The organism is Pseudomonas sp. UBA7530, assembly GCF_002479365.1.
Classification (GTDB): Bacteria; Pseudomonadota; Gammaproteobacteria; order Pseudomonadales; family Pseudomonadaceae; genus Aquipseudomonas.
On the sequence record NZ_DLMS01000011.1, the window covers coordinates 537,486 to 555,616 of the forward strand.

The 18,131-nt window shown below is 64.9% G+C and carries 18 protein-coding genes; 13 read left to right on the forward strand and 5 right to left on the reverse strand.

What is annotated here, in order from left to right; genetic code table 11:
- Positions 1–434 precede the first annotated feature (434 nt).
- The 3 genes from B2U07_RS16435 to argH are packed head-to-tail and all read right to left on the reverse strand — an operon-like array spanning position 435 to position 2,608.
- Positions 435–914 (reverse strand): GNAT family N-acetyltransferase, encoded by a 480-nt coding sequence (locus tag B2U07_RS16435; RefSeq protein ID WP_275545663.1) that lies wholly within the window; start codon positions 912–914, stop codon positions 435–437.
- Between the two features lie 21 nt (positions 915–935).
- A complete protein-coding gene (locus tag B2U07_RS16440) occupies positions 936–1,178 on the reverse strand; it encodes a hypothetical protein (protein WP_275545662.1) in 243 nt (80 codons plus the stop codon).
- 35 nt (positions 1,179–1,213) lie between these two features.
- Complete coding sequence (gene argH, locus B2U07_RS16445) at positions 1,214–2,608, reverse strand: argininosuccinate lyase (protein ID WP_041976060.1); 1,395 nt, start codon at positions 2,606–2,608, stop codon at positions 1,214–1,216.
- Between the two features lie 232 nt (positions 2,609–2,840).
- Here argH and B2U07_RS16450 point away from each other — a divergent pair, with 232 nt between their 5' ends.
- The 8 genes from B2U07_RS16450 to B2U07_RS16485 all read left to right on the forward strand — a co-directional run bounded on the left by B2U07_RS16450 (position 2,841) and on the right by B2U07_RS16485 (position 10,320).
- Positions 2,841–3,923, forward strand: coding sequence for a sensor histidine kinase (locus B2U07_RS16450; protein WP_275545661.1), 1,083 nt, complete (start codon positions 2,841–2,843; stop codon positions 3,921–3,923).
- The gene (locus tag B2U07_RS16455) at positions 3,920–4,666 is read left to right on the forward strand and encodes a LytR/AlgR family response regulator transcription factor (RefSeq protein WP_197859013.1); all 747 of its coding nucleotides are present in this window, start codon (positions 3,920–3,922) and stop codon (positions 4,664–4,666) included. The genes B2U07_RS16450 and B2U07_RS16455 overlap by 4 nt, the downstream gene beginning before the upstream one ends.
- 133 nt (positions 4,667–4,799) lie before the next feature.
- Entirely contained in the window at positions 4,800–5,738 is a 939-nt protein-coding gene (hemC, locus tag B2U07_RS16460) for a hydroxymethylbilane synthase (protein ID WP_275545660.1), read from the forward strand.
- Complete coding sequence (locus tag B2U07_RS16465) at positions 5,735–6,502, forward strand: uroporphyrinogen-III synthase (protein WP_197859015.1); 768 nt, start codon at positions 5,735–5,737, stop codon at positions 6,500–6,502. The genes hemC and B2U07_RS16465 overlap by 4 nt, the downstream gene beginning before the upstream one ends.
- Before the next feature lie 12 nt (positions 6,503–6,514).
- On the forward strand, positions 6,515–7,648 hold the full coding sequence (locus B2U07_RS16470) for a uroporphyrinogen-III C-methyltransferase (RefSeq protein WP_275545659.1): 1,134 nt from the start codon (positions 6,515–6,517) through the stop codon (positions 7,646–7,648).
- Entirely contained in the window at positions 7,645–8,892 is a 1,248-nt protein-coding gene (locus B2U07_RS16475) for a heme biosynthesis HemY N-terminal domain-containing protein (RefSeq protein WP_275545658.1), read from the forward strand. Before B2U07_RS16470 ends, B2U07_RS16475 begins: the two co-directional genes overlap by 4 nt.
- A 150-nt stretch (positions 8,893–9,042) precedes the next feature.
- The gene (locus B2U07_RS16480) at positions 9,043–9,534 is read left to right on the forward strand and encodes a disulfide bond formation protein B (protein WP_017361228.1); all 492 of its coding nucleotides are present in this window, start codon (positions 9,043–9,045) and stop codon (positions 9,532–9,534) included.
- A gap of 312 nt (positions 9,535–9,846) precedes the next feature.
- Complete coding sequence (locus B2U07_RS16485) at positions 9,847–10,320, forward strand: Rsd/AlgQ family anti-sigma factor (RefSeq protein WP_017361229.1); 474 nt, start codon at positions 9,847–9,849, stop codon at positions 10,318–10,320.
- A 253-nt stretch (positions 10,321–10,573) separates the two neighbouring features.
- Here the strand turns inward: B2U07_RS16485 and B2U07_RS16490 are convergent, their stop codons facing one another.
- Positions 10,574–11,221, reverse strand: a complete 648-nt coding sequence (locus B2U07_RS16490) for an FKBP-type peptidyl-prolyl cis-trans isomerase (RefSeq protein ID WP_275545657.1) — start codon at positions 11,219–11,221, stop codon at positions 10,574–10,576.
- Between the two features lie 136 nt (positions 11,222–11,357).
- On the opposite strand from B2U07_RS16490, the gene B2U07_RS16495 reads away from it, so the two are divergent.
- Positions 11,358–12,341 carry an AlgP family protein gene (locus B2U07_RS16495; protein ID WP_275545656.1) on the forward strand — a complete coding sequence of 328 codons (984 nt, stop codon included), beginning with the start codon at positions 11,358–11,360 and terminating at the stop codon, positions 12,339–12,341.
- On the opposite strand, the gene B2U07_RS16500 is transcribed toward B2U07_RS16495, so the two are convergent.
- On the reverse strand, positions 12,338–12,781 hold the full coding sequence (locus B2U07_RS16500; protein WP_275545655.1) for a TIGR02444 family protein: 444 nt from the start codon (positions 12,779–12,781) through the stop codon (positions 12,338–12,340). The two genes, B2U07_RS16495 and B2U07_RS16500, sit on opposite strands and share 4 nt — an antisense overlap.
- A 38-nt stretch (positions 12,782–12,819) precedes the next feature.
- On the opposite strand from B2U07_RS16500, the gene B2U07_RS16505 reads away from it, so the two are divergent.
- The 4 genes from B2U07_RS16505 (at position 12,820) to B2U07_RS16520 (ending at position 18,092) form a co-directional block, all read left to right on the forward strand.
- Positions 12,820–14,733: an ATP-binding cassette domain-containing protein gene (locus B2U07_RS16505; protein WP_296277374.1), complete on the forward strand. Its 1,914-nt coding sequence runs from the start codon at positions 12,820–12,822 to the stop codon at positions 14,731–14,733.
- Entirely contained in the window at positions 14,733–15,272 is a 540-nt protein-coding gene (locus tag B2U07_RS16510; RefSeq protein ID WP_197859022.1) for a mechanosensitive ion channel family protein, read from the forward strand. Before B2U07_RS16505 ends, B2U07_RS16510 begins: the two co-directional genes overlap by 1 nt.
- Before the next feature lie 63 nt (positions 15,273–15,335).
- Complete coding sequence (locus B2U07_RS16515) at positions 15,336–15,968, forward strand: LysE family transporter (protein ID WP_296277375.1); 633 nt, start codon at positions 15,336–15,338, stop codon at positions 15,966–15,968.
- Positions 15,969–16,202: 234 nt separating this feature from the next.
- Positions 16,203–18,092: a cytochrome c/FTR1 family iron permease gene (locus B2U07_RS16520; protein ID WP_296277376.1), complete on the forward strand. Its 1,890-nt coding sequence runs from the start codon at positions 16,203–16,205 to the stop codon at positions 18,090–18,092.
- Positions 18,093–18,131 lie beyond the last annotated feature (39 nt).

Below are 18,131 nucleotides of genomic sequence, written 5' to 3' on the forward strand. Positions count from 1 at the left end.
TGCCCAGCAACGGTTGGCAATTGCCTGCAGATTTTCGTGGCTATTGAACAGCGCGGTCATCAGCTCGCAACAGATACGCGTGCCGATCAGGCCCTCGCCGGCCAGGCGGTAGCCGGCGTGCTCGCTCTGCAGGCGGGCTGAAGTGTTCGTAGAAGTCGATAGCCGCGGTGTTCCAATCCAGCACTGACTATTCAAGGCGGCCACCGCCAGTTAATGCAGCAGCGCGCCTTGCTGCTTCTGAAGCAGGCTCATTCGCAGGGTGCGCCGACGCCTTTCAGGCTGACTTCAAAATTGCAGGCGAAAACCTGAGTTAGCAGCTCGACTGCAAAGATTCGTATTGAGGGTGCGGTATTCTGCGATGAAGATCGGTTCGCCCTGGCTGCACATGTATCACCTTAGGCCAGAGGTGTTGCCCTAGCCAGACGCTGGCTTTCTCAGCCTGCGGCGAAGTCCAGCAAGGCCTGGCCGGTGAGGCGATAGGTGGTCCATTCGCTTTGCGGGCGGGCGCCGAAGGACTCGTAAAAGTCGATGGCGGGCGTATTCCAATCCAGCACCGACCATTCGAAGCGGCCGCAGCCGCGCACCACGGCCAATTGCGCCAGGTGGCGTAGCAACGTTTTGCCGGCGCCTAGGCCCCGTGCTTCGGGGCTGACGTAAAGATCTTCCAGATACAGACCGTGCTTGCCCAGCCAGGTGGAGTAGTTGAAGAAGTACACGGCGTAACCGATCGGCTCGCCGTTCAGTTCACAGATCAGCCCATGAGCAGTGCTGCCATCGGCAAACAGGCTGTCGCGGATCCCTGCGGCATCGGTCTTCACTTCGTGCTCGGCCTTTTCGTAGATGGCCAGGTCAGTGATGAAGCGCAGGATCAGCTCGGCGTCGTCAGGGGTGGCGGGGCGGATGTCTATAGGCATGGAAATGTCTCGTGGCAGCGTTCAGCTGTAAGTGACGGTCAGCCACGTCAGGGGCAGGCCAACCAGGCAGAGGAAGCCGAACGTTGCGACCCAGGCGCTGCGCGAACCCGAAGGGTCGGTCACGCGCAGCGGCAGATTCGGGTAGCGGCCCAGCGTCAAAAGTCGTAGTGCCAGCCAGCCGCTGGTGTAGAAGACGTAGCCGATTATGATTTCAAGCATGATCTCGGCGAGTAGCGCCAAGCCGCGCAACAATAATTCAGGCATGGGAACTCCTTTTCCCGTTTCTCGCCGAGCCGTGCTTAGCGGCTGGCCAGCAGTTCCCGGCCGCGTGCCACCGCCGCACGCACCTGAGCCGGTGCGGTGCCGCCGATGTGGTTGCGGGCGTTAACCGAGCCTTCCAGGGTCAGCACGGCGAACACGTCCTGCTCGATCTGGTCGCTGAACTGGCGCAGCTCGTCCAGGCTCATCTCGGCCAGGTCCTTGCCGCTGTCGACGCCGTACTTCACCGCGTGGCCAACGATTTCGTGGCAGTCGCGGAACGGCAGGCCTTTGCGCACCAGGTAGTCGGCCAGGTCGGTGGCGGTGGAGAAACCGCGCAGCGCCGCTTCACGCATGATGGCGTGCTTGGGTTTGATCGCCGGGATCATGTCGGCGAAGGCGCGCAGCGAATCGCGCAGGGTGTCGGCTGCGTCGAACAGCGGTTCCTTGTCTTCCTGGTTGTCCTTGTTGTAGGCCAGCGGCTGGCCTTTCATCAGGGTCAGCAGGCCGGTCAGGGCGCCGAACACGCGGCCGGTCTTGCCGCGCACCAGCTCGGGTACGTCGGGGTTCTTCTTCTGCGGCATGATCGAGCTGCCGGTGCAGAAACGATCCGGGAGGTCGATGAACTGGAACTGGGCGCTGGTCCACAGCACCAGTTCTTCGGAGAAGCGCGACAGGTGCATCATCGCCAGCGAGGCGGCGGCGCAGAATTCGATGGCGAAGTCGCGATCCGATACGCCGTCCAGGGAGTTGCCGCCCACGGCGTCGAAGCCCAGCAGTTCGGCAGTGATTTCACGCTGAATCGGGTAGGTGGTGCCGGCCAGCGCAGCGCTGCCCAGCGGCATGCGGTTGGTGCGCTTGCGGCAGTCGACCAGGCGCTCGTAGTCGCGCGACAGCATCTCGAACCAGGCCAGCAGATGGTGGCCGAAGGTCACCGGCTGGGCTGTCTGCAGGTGGGTGAAGCCGGGCATGATGGTCTCGGCTTCGCGCTCGGCCTGTTCCAGCAAGCCCTGCTGCAGGCGGGTGATTTCCGCCAGGATCAGGTCGATCTCGTCACGCAGCCACAGGCGGATGTCGGTGGCTACCTGATCGTTGCGCGAGCGGCCGGTGTGCAGCTTCTTGCCGGTCACGCCGATGCGGTCGGTCAGGCGCGCTTCGATGTTCATGTGCACGTCTTCCAGGTCGACGCGCCAGTCGAAGGTGCCAGCTTCGATCTCGCCCTGAATCTGCTTCAGGCCATCGATGATCGCATCGCGCTCGGCGTCGCTGAGCACGCCGACCTTGGCCAGCATGGTGGCGTGGGCGATGGAGCCCATGATGTCGTGGCGGTACAGGCGCTTGTCGAATTCGACCGAGGCGGTGAAGCGGGCGACGAAGGCGTCGACGGGCTCGCTGAAGCGGCCGCCCCAGGATTGGTTGGTTTTTTCGCTGCTCATGGTTCGGGCTCTGGATCGGGCTGACCTAATTGCTGGCCAGCATGGCGGACAAAGTGGGTCGATAATAGCAGGGTCGGCGGACGTTTCGCCGGGCCGCGTTCGCCGTCGGGCGGTCGCTGGCGTTGTCGGTTGCTTCACAATTTTGCGCTGAAGGCGGCATTTCGGTGCTTTATTTCGTCCGGCTGGAGCCGTCTCGCTTGCCGGCCCGCAAGGCGACACGGAAACTGCGTCGATGCACACACAATCGCTTGCCAAGAATAAATCCAACACCGCCATCGACGACTTTTTCGTCCCGGAACTGTGCCAGCCGGAAGCCCTGCTGAGCATGGTGCTGCTGGCCGAGCTGCTGGTACTGGTGCTGGTGCTCGCCGAACCGATGACGCCGGGCTTCGACTGGGTGCGCCTGGCCCTGACCTCGCTGTTCGTGCAATGGATCGTGCTGCTCTCGGCGGCCGTGCTATGTCGCCTGCGGCCGCTGCTGGCGCGTCTGCGTCCGGCGCTGGCGGGCGGCCTGTGCTGCGCTCTGGTGGTGCTGCTGACCCTGGGTTGCACGGCGGTGGCCGACTATTACGAACTCGGCGGGCCGCTGCCGCGCGCCGGCGAGGTGAATCTTTACCTGCGCCATGCGCTGATCAGCCTGATCATGTCCGCACTGCTGCTACGCTATTTTTATCTGCAGAGCCAATGGCGGCGGCAGGAGCAGGCCGAACTGCGCGCGCGCATCGAATCGTTGCAGGCGCGGATTCGTCCGCATTTCCTGTTCAACAGCCTCAACAGCATCGCCAGCCTGGTCACGCTCGACCCGTACAAGGCCGAGCAGGCGGTGCTGGATTTGTCCGATCTGTTTCGCGCCAGCCTGGCCAAGCCCGGCACGCTGGTTGCGTGGAAGGAGGAACTGGAACTGGCGAAACGTTATCTATCTATCGAGCACTATCGGCTCGGTGAGCGACTACAGTTGCAGTGGGAGGTCGAGGGTGTGCCGGAGGATCTGCCGATTCCCCAGCTGACCCTGCAGCCTCTTTTGGAGAATGCGCTGATCTATGGCATCGCGCCACGTATCGAAGGTGGCCTGGTGCGGGTTGAAGCGCATTACCAGGATGGTGTGTTCAGCTTGTGTGTCAGCAATCCGTATGAAGAGCGGGGCGAGCAGCACCCGTCGCGGGGAACGCAGCAAGCGCTGAGTAATATCGATGCGCGTCTGGCGGCACTTTTTGGCCCCCGCGCGAGTCTCAGCGTGGAGCGCCGTGACGGCCGTCACTACAGCTGTCTACGCTATCCTTGTGCGAGACTCACGCAGGAAGCCAGAGCAATATGAATGTCCTGATCGTCGATGACGAACCCCTTGCCCGTGAGCGCCTGAGCCGCATGGTCGGTGAGCTCGAGGGCTACCGGGTCCTGGAGCCCGCCGCCAGCAATGGCGAGGAAGCCCTGACCCTGATTGATAGCCTCAAGCCGGATGTGGTCCTGCTGGATATCCGCATGCCCGGGCTCGACGGCCTGCAGGTCGCCGCGAAACTCTGCGAGCGCGAAGCGCCGCCTGCGGTGATCTTCTGCACGGCGCACGACGAGTTCGCCCTGGAGGCCTTCCAGGTCAGCGCCGTTGGCTATCTGGTCAAACCGGTGCGGCCCGAGAGCCTCAACGAGGCCTTGAAAAAGGCCGAGCGGCCCAACCGCGTGCAACTGGCCGCCTTGACCCGCCCAGCCGCCGAGACCGGCGGTGGGCCGCGCACCCATATCAGCGCCCGCACCCGCAAGGGCATCGAGCTGATTCCGCTGGATCACGTGGTCTATTTCATCGCCGATCACAAGTACGTGACCCTGCGCCACGAGGGCGGCGAAGTGCTGCTGGACGAACCGCTCAAGGCGCTGGAAGACGAGTTCGGTGACCGTTTCGTGCGCATCCATCGCAATGCGCTGGTGGCGCGCGAGCGTATCGAACGCCTGCAGCGCACCCCGCTCGGGCATTTCCAGCTGTTCCTCAAGGGGCTGGAAGGCGATTCGCTGGTGGTCAGCCGCCGCCATGTGGCCGGCGTACGCAAGTTGATGCAGGCACTCTGACACTCTGAGCTGCGCGCCAGGGCGTCATCGCCTTCGCAGTGACCGACAAACCTGCGGCCTATGGCCGCCTGGCAGCGCCCGTAATGGGCGAGCCTGTTATGATTCGCGGCAATCCGTTTTCTGGAATTGCCCCATGTCCCGCGAAATCCGCATCGCCACCCGTAAGAGCGCCCTGGCCCTGTGGCAGGCCGAGTATGTCAAAGCCCGACTGGAACAGGCCCACCCTGGCCTGAAGGTCAGCCTGGTGCCCATGGTCAGCCGCGGCGACAAGTTGCTCGACGCGCCGCTGGCGAAAATTGGTGGCAAGGGGCTGTTCGTCAAGGAACTGGAAACCGCGTTGCTGGAAAACGAGGCCGACATCGCCGTGCACTCGATGAAAGACGTGCCGATGGATTTCCCCGAGGGGCTGGGCCTGTACTGCATCTGCGAGCGTGAAGACCCGCGTGACGCCTTCGTCTCCAACACCTACGACAGCCTCGATGCACTGCCGGCCGGCAGCGTGGTCGGCACCTCCAGCCTGCGTCGCCAGGCCCAGTTGCTGGCGCGCCGGCCCGATCTGAAAATCCAGTTCCTGCGCGGCAACGTCAACACCCGTCTGGCCAAGCTCGATGCCGGCGAATACGACGCCATCATCCTCGCCGCTGCCGGTCTGATCCGCCTGGGTTTCGAAGATCGCATCCGCAGCTCGATCAGCGCCGAAGACAGCCTGCCGGCCGGCGGCCAGGGCGCCGTGGGCATTGAGTGCCGCAGCGCCGACAGCGACGTGCATGCCCTGCTGGCGCCTCTGCATCACCGTGAGACTGCATTGCGCGTCACCGCCGAGCGGGCGCTGAACAAACACCTCAATGGCGGCTGCCAGGTGCCTATCGCCTGCTATGCCCTGCTCGAGAACGACCAGCTGTGGCTGCGCGGCCTGGTTGGCCAACCCGACGGAGGTCTGTTGCTGCGCGCCGAAGAGCGCGCCGCCAGCAGCGATGCCGAAGCGCTGGGCGTACGCGTGGCTGAGGCGCTCCTGGCGCAGGGTGCCGAGGCCATTCTCAAGGCCGTTTACGGTGAGGCCGGTCACCCTTGAGCGCCTGGCGCCTGTTGCTGACGCGTCCTGCCGAGGACTGTGCGGCGCTGGCGCAGACCCTGGCCGCCCAGGGAGTCGCCAGTCACTGCATGCCGCTGCTGGCCATCGAGGCGTTGGCCGAAACCGCTGAGCAGCGCAGCACCTTTGCCGAGCTGCAGCGCTATTGCGCGGTGATCGTGGTCAGCAAACCGGCCGCCAGGATTGGTCTGCAGCTATTGGCGCGACATGCGGCAGCAGTCGACCTGCCCTGGTTCAGTGTCGGCGCCGCCACTGCTGCGGTGCTCGCCGAGCAGGGCTTGCGTGTGTATTTTCCCGACTCTGGCGATGACAGCGAAGCGCTGCTCGCACTGCCGGCGCTGCACCAGGCTATCGCCACGACAGCTGCGCCGCGCGTACTGATCCTGCGTGGCGAAGGTGGCCGAGAATTTCTCGCCGAGCGCTTGCGCGGCCAAGGCGTGGCGGTCGACTATCTGCCACTGTATCGCCGTGTGCTGCCGCAGTACGCGCCGGGCGAGCTCGGCCTGTGCGTGCGAGCGGAACGCCTGAACGGCCTGGTTGTCAGCAGTGGACAGGGTTTCGAACATCTGCTGCAGCTGGCCGGCGATGACTGGCCGGCGTTGGCTCGGCTACCCTTGTTCGTACCCAGCCCGCGCGTTGCCGAGCAGGCGCGCCATGCGGGTGCGGAAATCGTTGTGGACTGTCGCGGCGCCAGTGCCGCGGCCTTGCAGGCAGCGCTGGAGCAGTTTCCGGCTGCCGCCCTCTAAAAGGACGGATACGTGAGCGAAGCATCCACCCCGAAGACGCCAGAAGAAAAACCGGCCAGCGAAGCCGTGAAAAGCACGCCAACAGCTCAACCTGCTCAGGCATCCCGCAGTGGCGGGGGCAGCGGCGTTGCCGCCTTGGCCTTGTTGATCGGCCTGGCAGGCGCTGGTGCTGGTGGCTGGAGCCTCTGGCAACTGCACGAAATGCAGGGCAGGGACCAGCAGCAGGCCGATGCTCTGCAGAGTACCCGCGACGACACTACGAAGAATTTGAAGGATCTGGGCCAGCGCCTGGATTCGCGTTTGGCTGACCTGCCCAGTGCAACCGAACTGGAGGAGCGCCGCCGCTTGCTGGCCAACCTGCAGAGCGACCAGCAGCGTTTGAGCCAGCGCCTGGAAAGCGTGCTTGATGGCAGCCGCCAGGATTGGCGCCTGGATGAGGCCGAGCACCTGCTGCGTCTGGCGACCTTGCGCTTGTCGGCGTTGCAGGATGTGGCCAGTGCCGAGGCGCTGGTGCTGGCGGCTGACGATATCCTCCGCGATCAGGACGATCCCGCCGCCTTCGCTGCCCGCGAGCAGCTCAGCCGCAGCCTGGAAGCGCTGCGCACTACGGAGCGACCGGATCGCGTCGGCCTATTCCTGCAACTGGGCGCCCTGCGTGAGCAGGCCGCCACGCTCAACCCGCTGGCGCCGACCCTCGAAGGGCAGGGCGACGTGCTCTCCGAGCTGGCGGCCGAGGGCGATGGCAGCGCCTGGTGGAGCGAGTGGGCGAAGAAGCTTTCCGACTACTTCCGTATCGAATTCGATGCCGATCGCAACGTGCGTCCGCTGCTCTCCGGGCAAAGCCTGTCGCAGGTTCGCCTGAGCCTGTCGCTGGCCCTGGAGCAGGCGCAGTGGGCCGCGCTGCATGGTCAGACCGGTGTGTACAAGCAGTCGCTGAAGCAGGCCGAGGACATTCTCGACGCGCACTTCAATCTGGATAATCCGGACAGTCGCGCCCTGCGCCAGCGCTTCAGCGAGCTGGCCGATGCCAGTATCGAGGTCAAGGTGCCGGATCTGAGCGAGTCGCTCGATGCATTGCAGGCCTACCTGCAACGCAAGCAGGCGCAACGTCGGCAGGGGGCCGCCGCGGCCGGGGAGGCGCAATGAAACGCCTGATCTGGCTTCTGTTATTGCTGGCCATCGCTGTCGGGCTCTACCTGCTCAGCCTGGCCATCGAGGCTGACCGCGGCTACGTGCTGTTCGCCTACAAGGGCTTCCGCTACCAGTCCGGCCTGTGGGCATTCCTGGGCCTGCTGGTGGTCGTGGTGGTGCTCTACTACCTGATCAAGTGGACGTTGCGTCTGTTGCTCAGCTCGACGCGGATGGCCAACCCCTGGTCGCGACTGCACCGCACTCGCCGTGTGCGCCAGGCCTCCGAGCAGGGCATGCTGGATCTCGCCGAAGGCCGCTGGGCACGCGCCCAACGCCAGCTGACCCGCGCCGCCGAGGCCGATAGCCAGCCGCTGATGTACTACCTTGGCGCTGCTCGGGCAGCCGGCAAGCTTGGTGAGCACGAACAGAGCGACGCACTGCTCGAGCGGGCGCTGAACAGGCAGCCGCAGGCCGAGCTGGCGATTGCCCTGACCCACGCCGAGCTGCAGCGCAAGCGCGGCGACAGCGACGCGGCGCTGGAAACCCTGCAGGCCATGCGTGAGCGCCATCCGGGCCATCATCTGGTGCTGCGCCAGTTGCAGCGTTTGTATCTGCAGCGCCAGGACTGGTCGGCGCTGCTCGGCCTGCTGCCGGAGTTGCGTAAGGAAAAGGCGCTACCCGCCGCAGAGCTCGACGAGCTGGAGCGCGAAACCTGGCGTGGGCGCCTGGCCGAAGTCGGCGAGCTTGGCTTGGCGCAGGGAGAAACTGCCCTGCAGCCCCTGAGCAAGGCCTGGAGCCAACTGTCGGCCAGCCTGCGCAACGAGCCTGAGCTGATCGCCACCTATGTTGAGCAGCTGCGCCGCCTGGGCGCACAGGAAGAAGCTGAGGAAGTGCTGCGCGGCGCGCTCAAACGAGGCTATGACAGCCGCCTGGCGCGTTTCTATGGCGTGCTGCGTGGCGCCGATCCGGCGCGTCAGCTGCAGACAGCCGAGCTCTGGCTCAAGCAGCATCCACAGGACCCGGCCCTGCTGCTGACCCTGGGCCGCCTGTGCCTGCAAAACCAGCTGTGGGGCAAGGCGCGCGACTACTTCGAGACCAGCCTCAAGCTCGAGCGTCACCCGGAAACCTGCGCCGAACTGGCGCGCCTGCTGGCGCAGTTGGGTGAACTGGAACGCAGCAACCAACTGCTGCTGGAAAGTCTCGGCCTGTTGCACCAGGGCCTGCCGTCGCTGCCGCAACCGCAGGGTGTCGCGGTCTGAATGGATGCGGCCGATTGCCGCGCTTGGCCATCCGTGCGGACGGAGGGGCGTTCCGGCATGATGAACAGCCTGTTATGAGCCGTGGGGCGCCTTGAAAGGCGCCCTCGCTTTCCTCTACCGTACGCCCTCGATTTCCCTTACGGAGCCACCATGCAATTGGCCAGTCCGCGTCCCCTGTTTTTCCTGGCATTCATCGGCTGCGTACTGCTGATGGCGGCTGCGCTGTACCTGGAGCATGTCGTCGGCCTGGAACCCTGCCCGATGTGCGTACTGCAGCGCATCTGCGTGATCCTGTTCGGCGTGGTCTGTCTGATCGCGGCGATCCATGGCCCAGGGCGTCTCGGTCGACGCATCTACGCCGTGGTGGCCTTGCTGTTCGCTGGCGCCGGTGCCGCCACCGCAGGTCGGCAGATCTGGCTGCAGAGCGTGCCTGCCGATCAGCTCGAAGCCTGTCTGCCGAGCCTCGAGTTCATGATGGAAGCCCTGCCCATGCAGGACATCGTGCGTCTGGTGTTCCAGGGCAGCGCAGACTGCGCCGAAGTGAAGTGGACGCTGTTCGGCATGAGCATTCCCGAGTGGAGCCTGCTCGGCTTCATCGGCATGCTGCTGTTCTGCCTGTTCCAGCTATTGCGCCGCAATTGAGCGTGTGAATCGCATGAAGCCACGGAGTTCGTGGCTTCTCGATTAAACGCCCGTATGAAAGTTTCTCGCGCCTATGCCTTGATGGTGTCTGCCAGCGGGCATAATCTGGCTCGCACGCACCGTCGGAAAAACGCCATTTTGCGGTTGCCTTTCCAAGAGCAAGCTTCGATTGACGGAAAATCGTCAGGAATGACTTTTAGCGTCGCGCAGCCAATGGTTCGAGGGATGGTCGCCAGGGATGGGGCCCTTAAAGAAAACGTCTCGGGAACGGGCGTATAACAGGCATTATCGATAAGGGAAACGAGGTTCATCATGCTCGAGAGTTGTCGGAACGCACAGGAACGTTGGGGCGGGGTTCACCAACTGATCGATCGCTGGCTGGGTGAGCGCCGCGAACTGGTGCTGGCCTATACCGCTCTGAATAAGGCGCCGCAGGCTCCAGCCATCAATTGCGAGTCGTTGCAGGGCTTCTGCGAGCTGCTGGTGGACTACGTCTCGGCCGGCCACTTCGAGGTCTACGAGCAGTTGACCAGCGAGGCCAAGGCCTTCAACGACCAGCGCGGCCTGGAACTGGCCAAGCAGATCTACCCGCGCATCGAAGCCATCACCGAGGTCGCGCTGGCCTTCAACGACCGCTGTGACAACGGCGACAGTCGTGACAACGCCTCGCTGGTGGTCGAGCTCAACCGCCTGGGACAGCTGTTGCACGAACGTTTCGAGCTGGAAGACTGCCTGATCGAGGTGCTGCACAACGCCCATCAGGAACAGGCTGCCGAAGCGATCTGACCGCTCGATGTCAAAAAGCCCGGTCTGAGTCCGTAATGCTGTTCAATTAAGGTTGCACACGATTGGCTCCCCTCTCCCATTTATGGGAGAGGGGCTGGGGGAGAGGGCAGAAGACTCCGCAAACTGCCAGTTTCCCCCCTCTCCCTAAGCATCTCCCTGGAGGGGCGAGGGGACTGATCGAGCTAGACCGTTTCTTAAGTGAACAGCATTCCGGATCTGAGTCCGGGCTTTTCATTGTGGATCAGGGCGGCGCTCAGTCGGCTACGTCCAGCAGGCGCAGGTCGAAGACCAGAGGCGCATGGGGCGGTATCAGATCGCCCGCGCCGTCTTCCCCATACGCCTGAGCTGATGGAATCACCAGGCGCCAGTGAGCGCCCTTCGGCATCTGCAGCAGTGCGCTGCGCCAGCCGGCGATCAGGCTGTCCAGACGAAACCACTGCGGTGTGCTGCTCTCGTCGAAGACGCTGCCATCGGCCAGCTCGCCGCGATAACTCACCTGCACTCGGCTGCGGGCAGTGGGCTTGGCTCCGCTGCCAGGTTTCAATTCGGTCACCAGCACGCCGTTGGCCAGCGCCCGCACGTTGGCGCGGCGACTCTCCTCGGCGAGAAAGCGCTGCTCGGCTTCGATGGCCTTGGCATGGCGTTGCGGCGAGGCTTCGATACGGGCTTCATGCTCATCGAGCAGTTGCTCGATACGGCTGGCTTCGAGCCGCAGCGGCTTACCCTCATAGGCCTGGCGCAAGCCTTCGAGCAGTTCGCTCAGCGGCAGGTCGGGCACCTCTTCATGCAGGCGTTCGCCGAGGCGCACACCGAGGCTATAAGCCAGGTCCTGCTGGTGCTGGTCGGCCTGCACACCCAGGCTGCAGCACAGCGCGAGTGTGGCGAGTACGGCGCGGCTCATGACGATCTCTCCCGATGAATGTGCCAGCGATTATGCCAGGCGCGCGATGCCCGTGCTGCGATCGCCAAAAGGCCTATGGCGGGGCGTCTCGCCTGCGTCTAGTATGGGCGCATCCACATCCGCCTGGAGGCGCGCCATGTCGGCCAAGAAGAAGTCCGTGACCACCCCGCTGCACCTGTTGCACCAACTGTCTGCCAGTCTGCTCGAACATCTGGAGAATGCTTGCTCGCAAGCGCTGATCGACGCCGAGAAACTGCTCGCCAAACTGGAGAAGCAGCGCGGCAAGGCTCAGGAGAAACTGCACAAGGCGCGCAGCAAGCTGCAGGACGCCGCCGTTGCCGGCAAGGCCAAGGCGCAAGCCAAGGCCAAGAATGCCGTCGCCGAGCTGGAGGAGCTGCTCGATGGGCTCAAGGCCAGCCAGAGCGAAACCCGTACCTACATCGCCCAGCTCAAGCGCGATGCTCAGGAAAGCCTGAAGCTGGCGCAGGGCGTTGGCAAAGTGAAGGAAGCCGCCGGCAAGGCGCTGGACGCACGTGAAGCCAAGGCCGCAGCGCCGGCAGCCAAGTCTGCCAGCAAGCCGGCCGTTGCAAAGAAACCCGCTGTCGCAAAAGCACCGGTGAACAAGGCCCCGACCAAACCCGCTACTGCCAAACCGGCCAGCAAACCAGCCGCCAAGCCGGTAGCGGCCAGCAAGTCGGCTGCCAAACCCGCGGTCGCCAGCAAGCCAGCGGCTAAACCTGCTGCCCGCAAGCCTGCAGCGGCTAAAACGGCCGCGCCCAAGGCTGCCGCCAAACCTGCTGCCGCCAAGCCGGCGGTCAAGCCTGCCGCAAAGCCAGCCGCCGCGAAAACGCCGGCGAAGCCAGCAGCGGCCAGTAAGCCAGCAGCCAAGCCAGCTACCACCAAACCCGTAGCGGCTAAACCTGCTGCGAAGCCCGCCGCCAAAGCCACGCCTGCCAAGCCTGCTGCTGCGAAGAAACCGGCTGCAGCGAAGAAGGCTCCGGCCAAGCCTGTAGCAGCCAAGCCAACTGCCGCGCCGGCAGCGCCAGCAGCTCCGGCTGCCCCGGCGACGCCCGCTGCGCCTACCGTAAGCAGCGGCAGCATCACCCCGAGCGCCTCCTAAGGCGGATTGACGGCGCCGCGCAGCACCTGCAGCGCGGCGCTGTCGTTTTCGGCCAGGCGAATCAGCCAGTCGTCTCTACCCGCCTCGCCAGGCCAGCTCTCGGTCACCGTCTGCAGCCGTTCGAGCAATACCCGCTCGGCCTGCAATTCCAGTTTCTTGATCTGTTCGCGCAAGGCCGCCAGCTCGGCATCTTCGCCTGCTGCCGTGCGCCAGTGGCGGCGTGTCTGGCGCAAGGGCGAGATCACCTCGCGCTGCCAGGGCGCGGCCACGTCCGTCAGGGCACGCAGACGTTCCTCCAGGCAGCGCACGCCGCGCTGCTGTAGCCAGGCGCCAGTCAGTAGCAGGCAAACGTCGCTGCCCGCGTCCTGCAGTTCCAGGCAGGCCTTTTCCACGCCTGGTCTGGCATAGAGTTCGAGGGCGAAATTCCACAGATCCTGCACGCGGCCTCCGGGGCGATTTGATAGACTCCGCGGCCATTATGATCCGACTCCAGAACCTCACTCTACAGCGTGGTCCGCAACGCCTGCTCGAAGGCGCCGAGCTGACCCTGCACGCCGGTCACAAGGCCGGTCTGATCGGTGCCAACGGCGCCGGTAAATCCAGCCTGTTCGCCCTGTTGCGCGGTGAGCTGACACCGGATGCCGGCGATTGCCTGCTGCCCGGCGACTGGCGTATCGCCCATATGCGCCAGGAGGTCGACAACCTCGAGCGGCTGGCCGTTGACTACGTGCTCGACGGCGATCACAACCTGCGCCGCGTGCAGGCCGAGTTGGCCGCAGCCGAGCAGAGCCACGACGGCGCCGCCATTGCCCGCCTGCACAGTGAACTGGACAGCGCCGACGGTTATACCGCCGATGCCCGCGCGCGCAAGCTGCTGGCTGGCCTGGGCTTCGAGAACGCGCAGATGGATCGCCGCGTCGGCGACTTCTCCGGTGGCTGGCGTATGCGCCTGAACCTGGCCCAGGCGTTGATGTGCCCGTCCGACCTGCTGCTGCTCGACGAGCCAACCAACCACCTGGATCTGGACGCGATTCTCTGGCTCGAAGGCTGGCTGCAGAGCTACCCGGGCACCTTGCTGCTGATCTCCCACGACCGTGATTTTCTCGACGCCGTGGTTGACCATGTTGCCCATGTCGAGCAGCGCAAGCTGAACCTGTATCGCGGCGGCTACACGGCCTTCGAACGCACTCGCGCCGAACGCCTGGCCCAGCAGCAACAGGCCTACGAAAAGCAGCAGGCGCAGCGCGCGCACATGAAAAAGTACATTGCCCGCTTCAAGGCTCAGGCGACCAAGGCCCGCCAGGCGCAGAGCCGGATCAAGGCGCTGGAGCGCATGGAAGAGCTGAGTGCGGCGCACGTCGACTCGCCCTTCGACTTCGTCTTCCGCGAGGCCGACAAGATCTCCACGCCGCTGCTCAGCCTCAGCGAAGGCCGCCTGGGCTACGGCGACAAGACCATCCTGCAGCAGGTCAAGCTGAGCCTGGTGCCGGGTGCGCGCATCGGCCTGCTCGGCCCCAACGGCGCGGGCAAGTCGACGCTGATCAAGAACCTATCGGCCGAGCTGCAGCCGCTGGCCGGCAGCCTGACCCGCGGCGAGAACCTGGTGATCGGCTACTTCGCCCAGCACCAGCTCGATGCCCTGGACGACAAGGCCAGCCCGCTGCTGCACCTGCAGCGCATCGCGCCGAGCGAGCGCGAGCAGACGCTGCGCGACTTTCTCGGCGGTTTCGATTTTCGTGGCGCGCGCTGCGACGAGCCGGTGGTGAATTTCTCCGGTGGCGAGAAAGCGCGCCTGGCCTTGGCATTGATCGCCTGGGGTAAACCCAACCTGCTGCTGCTCGATGAACCGACCAACCACCTCGACCTGGAAATGCGCCTGGCGCTGACCATGGCCCTGCAGGAGTTCGCCGGTGCCGTGGTGGTGGTCTCGCACGACCGCCATCTGCTCAAGAGCACCACCGACGAATTCCTGCTGGTCGCCGATGGTCGCGTGGCGCCGTTCGACGGTGATCTCGATGATTACGCCCGTTGGCTGGTCGACTACCGTCAGCGCCAGGCACCGCCCAGCGCAGCGGCCGAAGGCGCTGCAGACAAGACCGACAAGCGTGCCCAACGCCAGGCCGCCGCCGCGCTGCGCCAGCAACTGGCGCCGCACAAGAAGCAGGCCGAGAAGCTCGAGCAGGAACTGGGCAAGGTGCAGGAAAAGCTCGCCGCGGTGGAAACCCAGTTGGGCGACAGCGGTCTGTACGAAGCCGCGCGCAAGGACGAACTGCGCCAGCGCCTGGCCGAACAGGCGCAGCTCAAGGCGCGTGAATCCGAGTTGGAAGAGGCCTGGCTGCTGGCGCTGGAAACCCTGGAGGCGTTGCAGCAGCAACTGGAGGAAGCCGAGTAATGGAACAGCTGGAACTGCTGATGGCCTGGCGCGAGCCGCTGATTCGTGCTGGCCAGGTACTGCTGATCATCCTGCTGGCATGGATCGCTCAGCGCATTCTCACTCGCGCCATCAGCCGCCTTGGCGCGCGCTACAGCCTGTTGCCGGCAGAAGTGTTGCAGCCGCTGCGCGGCCTGGTGCGCTGGCTGATCATGGGCAGCGCACTGCTCATGGTGCTGGAGCGCCTGGGCGTATCGGCGAACGTGCTGTGGACGGCGCTGACTGGTTTCACCGCTGTCGCTGCGGTGGCGTTCTTCGCCATCTGGAGCGTGCTGTCGAACATGTTCTGCGCGCTGCTGATCTTCACCATGGGCCCGTTTCGCCTGGGCGATACCGTCGAGGTCATCGACAGCGCCGACAAGCCGGGGGTGAAAGGGCGGGTGATCGCCATCAACCTGTTCTACACCACCTTGCAGGACCTCGACGAAAACGCCGCCGGCGCATTGTTGCAGGTGCCCAACAGCCTGTTCTTCCAGAAGTCGGTGCGCCGCTGGCGCTGAATGCGGGGGCAGGAGTAGGCTGTAGCGCTCTCTCCCTGATTTCCGCTTTTCGAGGTACGCATCATGGCATTGGAAACCTGGCTCGCTTTCTTCGTCGCCTGCTGGGTAATCAGCCTGTCGCCGGGTGCCGGTGCCGTGGCGTCGATGTCTGCCGGTATGCAGTACGGCTTCTGGCGCGGTTACTGGAACGCGCTCGGTTTGCAGCTCGGTTTGGCGCTGCAGATCGCCATCGTCGCCGCCGGTGTGGGCGCCATTCTCGCGACCTCGGCACTGGCCTTCAGCCTGATCAAGTGGTTCGGCGTGGCCTACCTGATGTTTCTCGCCTACAAGCAGTGGGTCGCTCTGCCCAGCGATCTGGATACCGGCGCGGCCGAGCGTCCCATTGGTCGGCCACTGACCCTGGTGCTGCGTGGTTTCCTGGTCAATTTCAGCAACCCCAAGGCGATCGTCTTCATGCTCGCGGTGCTGCCGCAGTTCATCAACCCGCATGCGCCGCTGCTGGGGCAGTACCTGGTGATGGGCGTGACCATGATCGCCGTGGATCTGATCGTCATGGCCGGCTACACCGGCCTCGCCTCACGCGTACTGCGCCTGCTGCGCACGCCGCGCCAGCAGCGGGTGATGAATCGCAGTTTCGCTGCGCTGTTCGCCGCCGCCGCTGGCCTGCTGGCCACGGTCAAGCGCGCCGCCGTCTGACACCTCGCGCTCAATCCTGTAGGCGAGAACGGGCGGCGTTCCGCTTTATTCGCGATCCGAGCCGGGCATGGAGCCGGGCCCGATCGCGAATAAATTCGCTCCTACCAAGGCGATGGCCTGGCCTGAGCGAAGGTGGTTTAGTCAGTTTGTTACCAAATATTTCATATTTTTCTTGTCTGTGCGGGCTCGTCCGGCAACAATTTAATGCCACCCATTCTCGTTTGGGATGCATTAATGATCCGCTTCCGTTCCCCCCTTTCCTGGCTGATGCTGCCACTGCTGGCCTGCCTCAGCTTTCTCGCCGTCGGCGAGCCTTTGGATGGTGCCGCCCAGGCGCTGCACCTGATCGGTTATATCGGCGCTGATTACCCTGCCACCGTCGCGGGCGGTCAGGTCGTCGATGCTGGCGAATACCAGGAGCAACTGGAGTTTCTCGATGTGCTGCAGGGCTTGATCGTCGCCCTGCCGGCTCAGGCCGGACGTGCCGAGCTGGAGCAGGGCGTGGCCGATCTGCGCCAGGCCGTTACCCAGCGCAGGCCTGGCAAAGAGGTTTCCAGCTCGGCACGCCAACTCGGCGCACGCCTGGCCGATCTTTATCAGGTGTCACTGGCGCCGGTACTGACGCCGGACCCGGAGCGTGGTGCGCCGCTCTACGCCCAGCACTGCTCGGTTTGCCATGGCGATAGCGGCCTGGGCGACGGGCCGGCCGGCATCGGTCTGGAGCCGCCACCGGCCAATCTGCGCGACGCCGCGCGCCTGGACCGGCTGAGCCTTTACGATCTCTACAACACCCTCGGCCTGGGCATCGAGGGCACCGATATGCCGGCCTTCGCTGACCAGCTTGACGACCGTCAGCGCTGGGATCTGGCTGTCTATATCGCCGGCTTCACCGCTGTGCCGGCGCAGGGCAAGGCACGTTTCGCCATGAGCGAGCTGGCCGGCCGCACGCCTGCCGAAATCGCCGCTGCTGGTGGCGATGTCGCCGCGTTCCGCGCCCAGCGCGCGCATCCGGTGCTGGAGCAGCGTGGCCCGCAACAGTTGATCGGCTACACCCGCGAAACCCTAGAGCGCAGCCTGCAGGCCTACCGCGATGGTGACCGCGAGCAGGCCTACGACCTTTCCGTCGGCGCCTACCTGGAAGGTTTCGAGTTGGTCGAAAGCGCCCTCGACAACCTCGATGCGGTGCAGCGCAAGACCACCGAGCGAGCCCTGATGGCCTACCGCCAGGCGCTGCAGGATAGCGCCGGCGTCGCGCAGGCGGCTCAGGCGCTGGAGCTAGCCAAGGTCGAGCTGGACAAGTCCGCCGCGCTGCTCGCCGATGGTGCCATGGACGGTAGCCTGAGTTTCTTCGCCAGCCTGCTGATTCTGCTGCGGGAGGGCCTGGAAGCCATCCTGGTGCTGGCGGCGATTCTCGCCTTCCTGCGTAACACCGGGCAGCAGCAGGCGGTGCGCAGCGTGCACATCGGCTGGGGACTGGCGCTGCTCGCCGGGGTCGGCACCTGGGCGGTGGCAGCGTACGTGATCGACGTCAGCGGCGCCCAGCGCGAACTGCTCGAAGGGATCACCGCGCTGTTCGCGAGCGTGGTGCTATTGTGGGTCGGCGTGTGGATGCACGACCGCCGCCATGCTGCGGCCTGGCAGGACTACATCAAGAGCAGCCTGGTCGGCGGCGGTGGCCGATTCGGCTTTGCCGTGCTGGCGTTCTTCTCGGTTTATCGCGAGCTGTTCGAAGTCATCCTGTTCTACGAAACCCTCTGGCTGCAGGCCGGCCCTGCCGGTCACGGCGCGGTGCTGGCCGGCGCTGCCGCCGCGCTGGTACTGCTGATCGGCCTGGCCTGGGTGATCCTGCGCGGCTCGCGCAAGCTGCCGCTGGCCACCTTCTTCGGCATCAATGCGGTGTTGCTGTGCGTGCTGTCCGTGGTCTTCGCCGGCCATGGCGTGGCGGCGCTGCAGGAAGCCGGCGTGCTCGGTACGCGCCCGGTGGCGTTCTTCGAGTTCGACTGGCTGGGCATCCACGCCGACGCCTGGAGCCTGTCCGCTCAGGGCCTGGCACTGGCCGGCATCGCGCTGCTGTATGGGCGCAGCCTGTTGGGCGAGCGTCGGCGTCTGGCCGAACAGGGCTGAAAGAGTGATTCGAGGGCGGTTTCACCGCCCTCGTTGCCT